The sequence below is a fragment of the Micromonospora sp. CA-246542 genome (assembly GCF_050942905.1).
Taxonomy (GTDB): domain Bacteria; phylum Actinomycetota; class Actinomycetes; order Mycobacteriales; family Micromonosporaceae; genus Micromonospora.
The window spans coordinates 4425821-4440046 of record NZ_CP192040.1 but is presented as its reverse complement, the minus strand read 5'-3'; the positions used below and the strand labels follow the sequence as shown (position 1 = coordinate 4440046).

Below are 14226 nucleotides of genomic sequence, written 5' to 3'. Positions count from 1 at the left end.
GATGTCGACGACTGCTTCGCGTACACCGGACAGCCGCCGGCTCATGGCCGACGCGCTGCGCACCATCGAGGACCTGCGCCGCCGCCTCGCCGACAGCCGTGATGGTTGGTTGGACGAACCGATCGCCATCGTCGGGATGGCCTGCCGGTTCCCCGGCGGCGCGCACTCGCCGGAGGAGTTCTGGACCCTGCTGCGCAACGGGGTGGACACGACCTCGGAGTTCCCGGCGGAGCGCGCCGACGCCCGCGCGTACCACGACCCGGACCCGGAGGCGCCGGGTAAGGCGTACACGATCCGGGGGGCCTTCCTCGACCAGGTCGACCGGTTCGAGCCGGAGGCGTTCGGGATCTCCCCGCGCGAGGCGCTGGGCATGGACCCGCAGCACCGCATCGCGCTGGAGATCTGCTGGGAGGGGCTGGAGCGCGCCGGCTACGCGCCCGACCGGCTCGACGGCTCACGCACGGGCGTCTACTTCGGACTGAGCACGACCGACTACGTACGCGCCCGGCAGAGCGTCGGCGACATCGACGACGTGGACTTCTACCAGCTCACCGGCGAGCCCAGCTTCCTGGCCGGCCGCATCTCGTACCTGCTCGGACTGCGGGGGCCGAGCAAGGTCGTCGACACCTCCTGCTCGTCGTCACTGGTCGCGCTCCACGAGGCGTGCCAGGCGCTGCGGCTGCGGGAGTGCGACATGGCGCTGGCGGGCGGGGTGAACCTGCTGCTGTCCCCGTACGGCTTCGTGATGATGAGCAAGTTCCGCGGGCTGTCCGCCGACGGGCGGTGCAAGACCTTCGACGCGTCGGCCGACGGCTACGCCCGCGGGGAGGGCGCCGGTGTCGTGGTGCTCAAGCGGCTCTCCGCCGCGCTGGCCGACAACGACCCCATCGTCGCGGTCGTCCGTGGCTCGGCGGTCAACCACGACGGTCGCTCCAGCGGCCTCACCGTGCCGAACCCGCTCGCGCAGCAGGATGTGGTCGGCGCGGCCATGAGCCAGGCCGGTGTCGGGCCGGACGGCGTGGACTACGTCGAGGCGCACGGGACGGGCACCTCGCTTGGCGATCCCATCGAGTTGCGTTCGCTGGAAGCCGTGATCGGTCGGCACCGCCGACCCGACGATCCGCTGCTGGTGGGCTCGGTGAAGACGAACATCGGGCACCTGGAGCCGGCCGCCGGCATGGCCGGCCTGTTCAAGGTCGTGCTCGCCATGTCGAACGGCGAGATCCCACCGCACCTGCACCTGAGCGAGCCCAACCCGAACCTGGACTGGTCCGGCCTGCACGTGCGGGTGCCCGTGACCTGCACGCCGTGGCCGGATCGGGGCCACCCGCGCACCGGCGGGGTGAGCAGCTTCGGGGCGAGCGGGACGAACGCGCACGTCGTGCTGGCGGCGCCGCCGGCCGGTGCCGTTCGGGCCGGTGCCCAACCGCCGTACGGGTTGTTCCTGGCCTCCGCGCGTACCGAGGAGGCGCTGCGCGAGATGGCCGACCGGCACGCGCGGTGGCTCCGCGGTCCGCACGCGGTGTCCCTCGGCGACGCCTGCTACACCATGCACGTCGGCCGCGCGGTCCAGACGCACGGCCTCGCGGTCACCGCCGCCGACACCGACGAGCTGGCGGACGTCCTGTCGGCGTACGCGCAGGGCCGCCACCCGCGCGGGCTGACGGTCGCCGCGCTGCCCCGCCGCCGCGATCGCAAGGTCGCCTGGCTGTTCACCGGCCAGGGCGCCCAGTACCCGGGCATGGCCCGGGGCCTGCTGGGGAACGCCGCCTTCCGCGCCGCCTTCGAGGAGGCCGCGGCGCTCTTCGACACCGAGCTGCCCCGCCGGTTGGCGGACGTGCTGTGGGCCGACGGTCCGACGCCGCTCGACGACACCCGGTACACACAGCCGGCGCTGTTCGCCGTCGAGTACGCCCTGGCCCAGATGTGGCTCTCCTGGGGCCTGCGACCGTCCGCGGTGGCCGGCCACAGCGTCGGCGAGCTGGTCGCCGCCTGCGTCGCCGGTGTGCTGGACCTGCCCGCCGCCGCGACGCTGGTGGCCGCGCGGGCGCGGTTGATGTCCGAGCTGCCGGCGGGCGGCGCGATGGCCGCCGCGGGCTGCGCGGAGGAGGTCGCCGTCGCGGCGATCGACGGGTACGCGGACACGGTCGCCGTCGCCGCGGTCAACGGGCCGGGCGACGTCACGATCTCGGGTCACGCCGCGCATCTGGCCACCGTCCTGGAACGGCTGGCGACCGACGGCGTCCGCACCCGGCGGCTGGCCGTGTCGCACGCGTTCCACTCGCCGCTGATCCGACCCATGCTGGAGCCGTTCCGGTCGGTGCTGGCCGGGCTGTCGTTCCGCCCGCCGCGCATTCCGTTGGCGTCGAACGTCACCGGTCGACTGCTCGGCGAGGACGACCTCGGTCCGGACTACTGGCTGCGGCACGCGGCCGGCGCGGTCCGCTTCCGCGACGGGGTGCGCGCGCTGCACGACGCGGGCGTACGCACCTTCGTGGAACTCGGGCCCGCGCCCGTGCTGACCGCCCTCGCGGCCCGCTCGCTCGCCGACGAGCCGGATTGCGCGTTCGTGCCCACTCTGCGGCGGGGCGGTGAGGACCTGCGTGAGGTGCTCGGCGCGGTCGGCAGCGTGAGCCTGCGGGGTGCGCGCCCCGACTGGCGGGCCTTCCACGAGGGCGAGGACGTGCGCGCGGTACCGCTGCCGTCGACACCGTGGCGCGGCGCGCACTACTGGTTCCGCGAGGTCGGGCCGGTCGCCGCGCCGGTCGCGACCGCCGCCGAGGAGACCGGGGCCGCCGTCGTGGCCGGCGACATCCCGGGTGTCGGCCGCCGCCTGCCCGGACCCGTGCCGGCGTACGAGGTGACGCCCGAGGCGCTGTCCGGCGAGTCGCCGGGTCTCGGCGCGGTGCTGGACGTGGCGGTCCGGGCCGCCACCGACTGCCTCAGTGGCGCGTGGCGGTGCGCCGAGGATCTGCGCGTCCACGCGATGGTCCCGACCGGCGACCGGGGTCAGCTGCGGCTCACCGTCACGGCGCGGGACGACGGCTCGGCCGACTGGGAGCTGGTCGGGGCCACCGCGGCCCGCGAGGCGCTGGCCGCGCCGTGGATCCGCCACGCCAGCGGGGTGCTGCGGCGCCGGTGGCCGGCCGACCGCCCGTACCCCGACGAGGACACCGACGTCGAGACCGCGCCGGAGATCCCGGTGCCGGACGGCGCGGGCTGGCACGAGGTGCTCGACGCCGCGCGGGTCGCGGTGACGGCGGCGGGCGCGGTCGATCCGGACGTCGGGTCGACGCTGGCCGGCTGCGGCGCGCTCGCTGGCACGCCCGCGACGTCGAGTGACGTCGTGCCGCCGGGCGGCGTACGAGCGGTCCGGGTCCGCGTCGGGTCCCTGCGGGCGGTCGGCGACGCGCTGACCGGGACCGTCGACCTGCTCGACGCCGGCCGCGTCCCGATCGGGTCCGCGCAGGACGTGACCGTCGCGCCGGTGCCCGCGCCGGCCCACTGGGAGGACCCGGCCGACCTGCTCTACGAGCAGACCTGGGTGCCCCTGCCCGGGCCGTCCCCGCAGCCGCCGGCCGACCTGGCCGGACAGAGCTACCTGCTGGTGGCCGACCCGACGGGTTCGGATGCCGCCCTGGTGACCGGGCTGGCCGCGCTGCTGCGGGAGCGTGACGCCGCCGTGACGGTGGCGGCGCCGCCGGTGGTGGGCCAGGGGCCGGACTGCCGGCCGGACCCCGACGCCGTCCGGGAGCTGGTCGCCACCTGGTCCGCCGGCCCGGGTCGTCCCCGGCTCGCGGTGGTCCTGACCGGGCTCGACGCGCCCGTGTCCAAGGACTGCGACGCCGCGAGCCTGCAGGAGTACGCCGGGCGCGCGGACCTGACGACCCTCGCCCTCCTGCGCGCGATGCTCGACGACCCGGCGTGCGCCGACGCCCGGCTCAGCCTCGTCACCCGCGCCGCCCTGCGGGTGAGCACGGAGACCGCCGTCCCGGATGCGGTCGCCCCGGTCGCCGGCACGCTGTGGGGCCTGGGCCGGGTGCTGGCGCTGGAGCACCCGGACCGGTGGGGCGGCGCGATCGACCTGGACCCGCAGCGCCGACCCGACGAGGACCGACTGCTGCTGGCCGCGTTGACCACGGGCGGGCTGATCCCCGCCGACCCGTCCGGCGTCGGCCCGGCCGACGCGCAGGACGGCTACGACGACCAGCAGGCGCTTCGCGCCGACCGTCGGTACGCGCTGCGCCTGACCCCCGCGCCACCACTGCCACCCGAGGCGCTGCGCCGTCGGCCGCCGGTGCACGGCGAGGCCACGTACCTGATCACCGGGGCGTTCGGCGGAATCGGCCTGACCGTCGCCGAATGGCTGGCCCGCGCCGGCGCCGGCCGCCTGGTGCTGCTCGCCCGCACCCCGCTGCCCGAGCGGGACGGTTGGGCCGACTCGACCGGGGAGGCCGCGCGGCGGATCGACGCGGTGCGGCGGCTGGAGCGGTTGGGGACCACCGTCGACGTGGTCGCCGCCGACGTGGTCGACGAGGCGGCGATGACCGACGTGTTCGCCGCGTTGGCGGGCGATCCCCGGCCGCTGCGTGGTGTCGTCCACGCGGCCGGCGTGTCCGAGCCCGAGTTCGCCCGTTCGGCCACCGACGCGGCGTACCGGCGGGTGTGGCGACCGAAGGTGATCGGTGGCTGGCTGCTGCACCAGCTCACGCGCGACGCGGAGCTGGACTTCTTCGTCGGCTTCTCGTCGATCGCCGCGACCTGGGGCTCGCAGCACCTGGCCAGTTACGCGGCCGGCAACGCGTTCCTCGACGCGCTGGCGGGGCACCGCGACGCCGCCGGCCTGCCGGCCCTGTCCGTCGCGTGGGGCCCGTGGGACCTGCCCTCCGCTCTCTTCGGCGAGGAGGTGATGGCGTTCCTGAAGGCCACCGGGTTGCGGCCATTACCGGCCGAGCAGAGCATCCGGTTGCTCACGGCGCTCGCGGCCGGCGACGCCACGCAGCGGGTGGTGTGCGCGGTCGACTGGTCGGTGTTCAAGCCGGTCATGCAGGCCCGCACGGAGCGGCCGATGCTGCGCGGCATCACCGCCGACGAACCGGCCGAGGACGACGTCGCGGAGGCGCCACTGCTGGCCGGCCTGCGCGCCGAGCGCGACCCGCGTCGGGTGCGGGCGATGCTCGGGGCGTACGCGGTCGAGTTGGCGACGGACGTCCTGGGCGCCGGTTCGGGGGCTCTCGACGAGGAGAGCGACGTGCTGGCCAGCGGCATGGACTCGCTCATGGTCATGGACGCCGTCCGGCGTTGCCGGCGGGATCTCGGCCTCACTGTGCGCGCCGGTGACCTGCTCACCCTCGCCACCCCGGCACAGTGGGCCGACCTGTTCGCCGGGCTGCTGACCGAGCGGTCCGGCGACGCGTCCACCACCGCCGACGGCCAGCCCGCCGGAGACCGGAACGGCGGCGACCTGGCGGATGACCCGGCCAGTGATCCGGCGTGGATCGCGCGCGACGTGACCCTCGCGCCGGACATCCGGGTGGTCGGTGATCCGCCGGCCCGGGTGCGCGATCCCCGGCACGTCCTGCTGACCGGTGCGACCGGCTTCGTGGGCGGCTACCTGCTGCACACCCTGCTCGAATCGACCACGGCCCGGGTGTGGTGCCTGGTGCGGTGCGCCGACGAGGAGACCGGCCTGCGGCGGCTGCTGGACAACATGGAGCGTTACCTTCCTCTGCCGGCCACCGCCGTCGACCGGATCACGGTGCTGCCGGGTGACCTGGCCCGACCCGGGTTGGGCCTGTCCGCCGAACGGTTCGACGAACTCGCCCACCTGCTGGACGGCATCTTCCACTGTGGCGCCCGGGTGCACTTCGGCTACAACTACCAGCAGCTCCGGCCGGACAACGTCACGGGCACCGAGGAAATCCTGCGGCTGGCCGCGCGTGGGCGGCCGACCGCGGTCCACCACGTCTCGACGTACGGCATCTGGGGCCTGCCGGCCCCCGGCCGCGACGTGGTCGGCGAGGACGACGACATCACCTCGGCCGGTCGGTTGGTGACCGGTTACGTGCAGACCAAGTGGGCCGCGGAGCGGCTGGTCGAGCTGGCCCGCGCGCGCGGCGTGCCGGCCGACATCTACCGGCCGGGCCGGGTGCTGGGCGACTCCCGCACCGGAGCGAGCCTGACCACCCACTTCACCACCCGGGTCATGAAGGGCTGCGTGCAGCTCGGGTTGGCGCCGGACATCGACATCAAGGTGGAGATGACGCCCGTCGACTACGTGGCAGGCGCGCTGGTGCACATCTCCCGGTACGGCCCGGCCCTGGGTGGCACGTACCACCTGGTCAGCCCGTACAAGGCGCTCTTCGCGGACGTGGTGCGCGCGCTGCGTCGGCACGGCTTCGCGGTCGAGGTCGTACCCGTCGAGGAGTGGTGGCAGGCGCTCAAGGCGACCTACGCCGTCGGCACGAACGAACTGCACCCGGTCATGCCGGTGGTCCAGGAGTTCGTGGTCGGCGGCGAGGAGGCCGTCCACTACGCCGTCGGCAACACCGAGGAACAACTGCGGGGCACCGACGTCCGGTGCCCGCCGCTGGACGACCACCTACTCGACACCTACCTGCGCTGGATGGTGCGGACCGGCTACCTGCCCGCTCCCACAGCGGCCGATGAAGGAGCTTGAGCGACATGACTGATCATCCGCGCAGCACGCCGGAGTACGACGTTGCGATCATCGGGTCCGGCCTGTCCGGGACCATGCTGGCCGCGTGCCTGGCCCGCAACGGCGCGAAGGTGCTGATCGTCGACGGTACGACCCATCCGCGGTTCGCCATCGGCGAGTCGACCATTCCAGCGACGTCGATGATGATGCGGCTGGTCAGCGAGCGGTACGGGGTTCCCGAGATCAAGTGGCTGTCCACCTTCGAGGGCGTCCAGTCCAAGATCAACACGACGTCGGGGGTCAAGCGCAACTTCGGGTTCGTCTACCACCGGCCGGGGGAGCGCCAGGACCCGCGCGAGACCCACATGTTCCCGATCCCCAAGGTCACCCACACCGAGAGCCACTTCTACCGCCAGGACATCGACAACTGGATGCTCACGGTCGCCGCCAAGTACGGCACCACGGTCCGCCAGCAGGTGCGGATCACCGGCGTGGAGATCGACGACGACGGCGCGACGCTGAAGCACACCGGCGGCCACTTCCGGGCCAAGTTCGTGGTCGACGCCAGCGGCTTCCGCTCGGTTCTGGCCGAGCAGTTCGGCCTGCGGGAGGATCCGACCCGGTTCCGACACCAGTCGCGGTCGCTGTTCACCCACATGGTCGGCATCCGGCCGTACGACGAGCTGGCCCCCAAGTCCCGCTACGGGCACCCGAGCCCGTGGCACGACGGCACGCTGCACCACCTGTTCCGGGGCGGCTGGATGTGGGTGATCCCGTTCGACAACCACCTGCGCGGCACCAACGACCTGTGCAGCGTCGGCCTCCAGCTCGACCCGCGGATCCACCCGGTGCCGGACTGCTCGCCGGAGGAGGAGTTCCGCCGGTTCATCGCGCAGTACCCGGACATCGAACCGCAGTTCGCCGACGCCCGCTCGGTGCGGGACTGGACGCGCACCGGCCGGCTGCAGTACTCGTCGCGGCAGACGGTCGGCTACCGCTGGTGCCTCACCTCGCACGCCGCCGGCTTCCTGGACCCGCTGTTCTCCCGGGGGCTGTCGAACTCGCTGGAGACGATGCACGCGTTGGTGCACCGGCTGCTCTCCGCGATCGAGGACGACGACTTCTCGGTCGAGCGGTTCGAGTACATGCAGGAGTTCGAGCAGGGTCTGCTCGACTTCAACGACGACCTGGTCGCCAACGCGTACACCTCGTTCGGTGACTGGCGGCTGTGGGACGCCTGGTTCCGCATCTGGTCCCTCGGGCAGTTCATCGCCACCTTCGAGGTGAACCGGGCGTACGCCCGCTTCCTGGACACCCGCGACCCGGCGGTGCTGGCCCCCTTGGAGCGGCCGTGGTGGCGGGGTCGGGTCATCCCGCAGGACTCGCCGTACGGGGCGGTCATGGTCCTGTTGCAGCAGGTCAACGACATGACCCGGGCCGTGCAGGAGGGGCGGGCGGACTCCGGGGAGACGGCCGCCGAACTGCTGCGGCTGCTGCGTGAGGCGGACTTCGTGCCGCCCGCGTGGGGCCTGGCCGACCCGGACAACCAGTGGACCGACGCCAACTTCTTCGAGATCGGCAAGACCCTGCGCTGGGCCCGCAAGAAGGCGCCGAAGGCCGTCGGCGACCTCACCTACGACGGCCTGACGCTCTTCATGAAGAAGCGCTTCTCGCCCGGCGAGTTCGCCGTCGGCGAGGAACTCAAGCACCTCATCGCGCGCTGGCCCGTGGTCGGCAAGCGACTCCGCGTCCCGACGCCGAAGTGAATCCAATGGATAAGGAGTCCATGATGGAAGGTGCGGCCGCGCACAACGGGATGTTCGACGTGGTGGTGATCGGCTCCGGGCTGGCGGGCTCCACCCTGGCGGCGTGCCTGGCCGCCAACGGCGCGTACACGCTGGTGATCGACGCCGGCACGCACCCCCGCTTCGCCGTCGGCGAGTCGACGATCCCGTACACGTCGATGGCGATGCGGCTGATCAGCGAGCGGTACGGCGTGCCGGAGATCAAGTACCTGAGCACCTTCGAGTCGGTGTACGCGCACATCAACACCACCGGTGGGGTGAAGAGGAACTTCGGCTTCGTCTACCAGCGCCCGGGCGAGCAGCAGCGGCCCGAAGAAGCGAACATGTTCCAGATCCCGAAGATCCTGAACACCGAGAACCACTTCTTCCGGCAGGACATCGACAACTTCATGCTCACGGTCGCGGCGAAGTACGGCGCCGTGATCCGGCAGCAGACGCGCATCGCGGGCGTGCAGGTCGACGAGGACGGCGTGACGCTCGACGTCGGCCCCGGCGCGCCCGTGCGGGCCCGCTACCTGGTGGACGCCAGCGGATTCCGTTCGGCGCTGGCCGAGCAGTTCGACCTGCGGGAGGAGCCGACCCGGCTGGAACACCACTCCCGCTCGCTGTTCACGCACATGGTCGGTGTGCGGCCGTTCGACGACTTCGCCCCGCGCGGCACGTACGGCAACCCGACCCGCTGGCACGAGGGGACGCTGCACCACATCTTCGAGGGCGGCTGGATGTGGGTGATCCCGTTCGACAACCACCCCCGGTCGACCAATGACCTGTGCAGCGTCGGCGTGCAGTTCGACCCGCGCCGGTACCCGGTGCCGGACTGTTCGCCGGAGGAGGAGTTCCGCCAGTTCCTTGACCGGTACCCGGGCATCGCGCAGCAGTTCACCAACGCCACCCCGGTGCGCGAGTGGGTGCGCACGGGCCGCCTGCAGTACTCGCCGAAGAAGACGGTCGGCTACCGCTGGTGCCTCATGTCGCACGCGGCGGGCTTCGTCGACGCGCTGTTCTCGCGTGGCCTGTCGAACACCATGGAGATCATCAACGCGCTGACCCAGCGGCTGCTGGACGCGCTCAAGGACGACGACTTCGCCGTCGAGCGGTTCGAGTACGTGCAGGAGCTCGAGCAGGGCCAGCTCGACTTCAACGACGATCTGGTCAACAACGCGTACATCGCGTTCCGGGACTGGGACCTGTGGGATGCCTGGTTCCGGGTGTGGGCGCTGACCCAGATCCTCTCCACCTTCGAGATCAACCGCGGTTACGCGCTCTACTCCAAGACCCGTGATCCCGCCGTGCTGCGGCGGATGGAACGGCCGTGGTGGCGGGTGGAGCTGCGCGAGTTCGACCGGTCGAAGGTCGACGACCCGGACCACGCCGAGGTGCTCGAGTTCCTGGCCGGCGTCAGCCGGATGATGCGTGCCGTCGACGCGGGGGAGGCGGAGCCGAAGGACGTCGCCAAGCAGATCCGCGACCAGCTCGCCAGCGCGCGGTTCGTGCCGCCGGCGTTCGGGCTGGCCGACCCGGCGATCCGGATCACCGGCGCGTCCGCGGCCAAGGTGCTCGGCACCCTGCGCTGGGCGAAGCGGGACGCGCCGCCGGCGATCGGTGAGCTCACCTACGAGGGTCTGACCCTCTTCATGCGCAAGCGCTTCGCCCGGGGCGAGTTCGAGCCGGTCGAGGAGATCAAGCAGAAACTCGCTGGCTGGCCGGTGCTCGGCTCCCGGCTGCGCGTCCCCGAGCCGAAGTAACCCGAGGAAATTGGAGTACACGGTGAGTGAATTGATCGAGGCCGAGAAGGCCACCTATGACGTCGCCATCCTCGGCGCGGGTTTCGCCGGCTCGATGCTCGGCGCGATCCTGGCCCGCAACGGGGCGAAGGTGCTGCTGGTCGATGCCAAGGCGCACCCGAAGTTCGCCATCGGGGAGTCGACCATCCCCAACATGCTGGTGTCGCTGCGGACCATGTCCGAGCGGTACAAGGTGCCGGAGTTGATGACCCTGGCGACGCTTACCGCCTGCCAGAAGATCATTTCGCCCTGGCACGGCAAGAAGGACCACTTCGCCTTCCTCAACCACCAGGAGGGCAAGCCGCAGGACCCGAAGCAGGTCACGATGTTCAACTTCCCGAGCCTGCTGCACGAGACGCCGCACATGTACCGGCAGGACACCGACGCGTACCTGTTCCACGCGGCGATCAAGTACGGCTGCACGGCGCGGGTGAACTTCACGATCGCCGACGTCGACTTCGACGACTCCGGCGTCACGGTCAGCTCGACCCGGGGCGAGCAGTTCCGCAGCCGGTACGTGGTGGACGCCAGCGGTTACCGGTCGCCGCTGGCCGAGAAGTTCGGGCTGCGCGAGGACCCGTGCCGGTACAAGCACCACTCGCGGGCCGTCTGGAACCACATGATCGACCTCAAGACCACGGACGAGGTGTTCCAGCGCACCGGCGCGGACAAGCCGCCGGTGCCGTTCTACGAGGGCACCGTCCACCACCTGTTCCCGCGCGGCTGGTCGTGGGTGATCGCGTTCAACAACCACAAGGACTCGAAGAACCCGCTGTGCAGCGTGGGCCTCACGATGGACCCGCGGATGTACCCGAAGACGCCCGGCATGTCGCCGGAGGAGGACTTCTGGAAGCACATGCAGCGGTTCCCCGGCATGGCGGCGCAGTTCGAGGGCGCCCGACCGATGCGGGAGTGGGTGGGCACGGACCGGGTGCAGTACTCGTCCAAGACCACCGTCGGTGACCGCTGGGTGCTGCTTGCCCACGCCGCGGCGTTCATCGACCCGCTGTTCTCCCGCGGTCTGTCCAACACCTGCGAGGCGGTCAACGTGCTGGCCTGGCGGATCCTGCGGGCGGTGGGGGACGACGACTTCTCGGCCGACCGGTTCGAGGGGGTGAACACCCGCCAGCAGGCGCTGTTCGACGGCAACGACAAGCTGGTCAACGCCGCGTACGCCTCGTTCGAGCACTACTCGCTGTGGACGGCCGTGTTCCGGATCTGGGCGTGGGGCTCGAACGCCGGCACCTTCCGCGCCCACGAGGCGTACCGCCGGTGGCGCTCCACCGGCGACGAGCGGCATCTGAACGAGCTGGAAGAGGTGAAGAACCCGGGTCTGCACTGGTCCGACCACGAGGGCTACGGCGAGCTGTTCGAGGACATGGTCAAGCAGTGCGGTGACTTCGAGGCCGGCAAGATCACCGGCGACGAGGCGGCGGACGCCCTCTACGACCACCTCAACCGGGCGCCCTTCGTGCCGGACCACTGGGGCTGGAAGGACCGCCACCTGCGGTTCATCAACCCGACCCCGCTCAAGATCGGCCGGACGATGCTCTGGGCCGCGACCAAGGCGCCGCCGGACGTGCGGCGGCTGATGCTCGGCTTCCTGCGCGAGGCCGGCAAGGAGCAGCTCATGGGCCGGAAGATCTTCTAGGAGACCGGATGACCACCATCGAACCCGACGCCCCGGTGTCGTACGACGTCGTGATCCTGGGCAGCCATCTGGCGACCGGCCTGCTCGCCACGGTACTGGCCAGGCAGGACCTGCGGGTCCTGCTCGTCGGCTCGCCCGACGACACGGTGCTGCCGTCGGGCGACAGCACCGTGCCGTACACGACCGCTGTGCTGCACCTGCTGGCCGAGCGGTTCGACGTGCCGGAGATCGCCTCCTTCGCGCACTTCGAGGACCTGCCGGACGCGGTGCGCAAGACCAGCGGGATCAAGAAGAGCCTCGCCTTCCTGCACCACACGGCGGGCCGCCGGCACGACCCGGCGCACGCCGTGCAGTTCCACGTGCCGGGCGAGCACAGCGAGTGGCACCTCTACCGGCCGGTCGTCGACGGGTACGCCCGGGAGCTGGCCGTGCGGTACGGCGCGACGGTGCTGCCGGAACGGGCGTCCACCACCGAGGTCCGGCTGGCCCCGGAGGCCGTACACCTGACCTTCGGCTCCGGACGGACGGTGACCGCGCGGTTCGTGGTGGACGCCCGCGACCAGGAGACACCACTGCGGGCGGCGACCGCCGAGGGTGATCCGAAGCCGCTGTTGCTGCGGTCGAAGATGATGCACGCCCACCTGCGCGGCGTCCGGCCGTTCGAGGAGTGCACCCGGCTCGCCGACTACCACCGGGCGACGACCTGGTCGCGGGGGACCGTGCACCACCTCTTCGACGGCGGCTGGATCCAGGTGGTGGACTTCCGCAACCACGACGACGCGGCCAGCGACCTGTGCAGCGTGACGGTGGGGCTGGACCACGACCGGTTCGACGACCTGCCGGCGGACCCGGACGCCGCGTTCCGGGCCCTGGTCGCGCCCTTCCCGAGCCTGGCGGAGCAGTTCGCGTCCGCCACGGCAGAGGGCGGCTGGACCACCTCGCCCCACTGGCAGCGCCGTGCGGCGGTGACCCACGGGCCACGGTGGTTCGCGATGGAGCGGTCGGCCTGCCGTACCGACGAGTTCCTGTCCCGGGACGTGACGATGACGGCGGAGATGGTCCACGCGCTCGGGGCCGCGCTGCCGCGAGCGCTGCGCGACGATCCGGCGACGGGCGTCGTGCTGGCCGAGGCGGCGGCCTTCCAGGACGCCCTGATCGAGTTCAACGACCAGATCCTGGCCGCTGCCCGCACGGCCGCCGGGAGCTTCGCGTTGTGGAACGCGTACAGCCGGGTCTGGCTGCTCTGGCAGATCCTGGGCCACCTGTCGTTGAAGCGGGCCACCAACGATGCCCTGGCCGCCGGGACGTGGGATCCGGTCGAGCGGTTCGCCGACGGCGGACTGTGGTTCCGCACCCCGGACGGTCTGCGCCAGATGTTGGACTGGTTCTTCGAGGTGTTCGCCCGGGTCCGGGCCGGTGGGCTGCGGCCGGCCGAGGCGGCGGACATGATCTTCCGCGAGCTGCGCCGGGCGCGGTTCGTGCCGCCGCTGTACCGGTTCGGCGACCCGAACGCGCGGTACTACCACTTCACGATGCCCCGTCGGCTCCTCATGGTGGCCTGGGTCATGACGGTGGCGCCCGCGGACTTCAAGCGGCTGCTCACCAAGGACAACGTGACCGGCCGGCGGGATGACGCGCCGCCGCCGACCCGGGGGCGGGCGTCGGTCGACGACGGACGGCTGGCGGCCCACGACGTCGAACGCGCGGACGGCTCGGCCGCCGACGCGCCCGGCGTCACTCAGCCAGGTCGGCGGTGAGGTAGTGCTGGATCGTGCGACCCATCATCCGGGCCAGATCGTCGCGGTCGTGCCGGGACAGCTCGGTGCCGTCGATCAGGTAGCGGCACAGGGCCAGGCCGATCACCTGGGACGCGGCGAGCGCCGCCCGCAGCTCGTGTCGGTCGGGGCTGACGCCCTCGGCCAACGTGCCGAAGAAGGCCCGGACGAACTCGTCGCGCATCAGCTCGGCGATCTCGTCGCTGGTCAGCGAGGCCGACAGCCGGGCCCGGTAGGAGATCGTCGTACGAGGGCTGTCCCAGTGGGTGAGCAGGGCGGTCGCGGTGGCCCGACCCAGCCGGCGACGGCTGCCGGCCAGCAGCTGTTCGGCCAGCTCGACGGGGTTGCCGTCGACCTGCACCGCGTGCCGCAGGAGCTGCTCCTTGGAGCCGTAGTAGTGCCGCACCAGCCGCGGGTCGACACCCACGCGTCGAGCGACGCTGCGGATGCTCACCCCGGTCAGGCCGCACTCGGAGATCTCCCGCCGGGTGACGTCGAGGATCGCCTGCCGGATGCCGCTGCCACCGTCGAATCCCTGCTGCGTCGTCAAGGC

6 protein-coding genes are annotated in these 14226 nt (G+C 72.0%); 5 read left to right on the top strand and 1 reads right to left on the bottom strand.

Annotated elements, in window-relative coordinates; translation table 11 throughout:
* Nucleotide 1 precedes the first annotated feature (1 nt).
* The 5 genes from ACQP0N_RS20685 to ACQP0N_RS20665 are packed head-to-tail and all read left to right on the top strand — an operon-like array spanning nucleotide 2 to nucleotide 13655.
* Complete coding sequence (locus ACQP0N_RS20685) at nucleotides 2-6679, top strand: thioester reductase domain-containing protein (RefSeq protein ID WP_433113211.1); 6678 nt, start codon at nucleotides 2-4, stop codon at nucleotides 6677-6679.
* Between the two features lie 5 nt (nucleotides 6680-6684).
* Nucleotides 6685-8424 carry an NAD(P)/FAD-dependent oxidoreductase gene (locus ACQP0N_RS20680; protein ID WP_355047926.1) on the top strand — a complete coding sequence of 580 codons (1740 nt, stop codon included), beginning with the start codon at nucleotides 6685-6687 and terminating at the stop codon, nucleotides 8422-8424.
* 20 nt (nucleotides 8425-8444) lie between these two features.
* Entirely contained in the window at nucleotides 8445-10208 is a 1764-nt protein-coding gene (locus tag ACQP0N_RS20675; protein WP_433113207.1) for an NAD(P)/FAD-dependent oxidoreductase, read from the top strand.
* Between the two features lie 22 nt (nucleotides 10209-10230).
* Nucleotides 10231-11898: an NAD(P)/FAD-dependent oxidoreductase gene (locus tag ACQP0N_RS20670; protein ID WP_355047928.1), complete on the top strand. Its 1668-nt coding sequence runs from the start codon at nucleotides 10231-10233 to the stop codon at nucleotides 11896-11898.
* Nucleotides 11899-11906: 8 nt separating this feature from the next.
* On the top strand, nucleotides 11907-13655 hold the full coding sequence (locus ACQP0N_RS20665; RefSeq protein ID WP_433113204.1) for a hypothetical protein: 1749 nt from the start codon (nucleotides 11907-11909) through the stop codon (nucleotides 13653-13655).
* On the opposite strand, the gene ACQP0N_RS20660 is transcribed toward ACQP0N_RS20665, so the two are convergent.
* Nucleotides 13633-14223 carry a TetR family transcriptional regulator gene (locus ACQP0N_RS20660; protein WP_355047930.1) on the bottom strand — a complete coding sequence of 197 codons (591 nt, stop codon included), beginning with the start codon at nucleotides 14221-14223 and terminating at the stop codon, nucleotides 13633-13635. The genes ACQP0N_RS20665 and ACQP0N_RS20660 overlap by 23 nt on opposite strands.
* Nucleotides 14224-14226 lie beyond the last annotated feature (3 nt).

Coding starts and splice junctions, on each gene's coding strand:
- ACQP0N_RS20665 (WP_433113204.1), top strand. CDS start 11,907: ATGACCACCATCGAACCCGACGCCCCGGTGTCGTACGACGTCGTGATC.
- ACQP0N_RS20685 (WP_433113211.1), top strand. CDS start 2: ATGTCGACGACTGCTTCGCGTACACCGGACAGCCGCCGGCTCATGGCC.
- ACQP0N_RS20675 (WP_433113207.1), top strand. CDS start 8,445: ATGATGGAAGGTGCGGCCGCGCACAACGGGATGTTCGACGTGGTGGTG.
- ACQP0N_RS20680 (WP_355047926.1), top strand. CDS start 6,685: ATGACTGATCATCCGCGCAGCACGCCGGAGTACGACGTTGCGATCATC.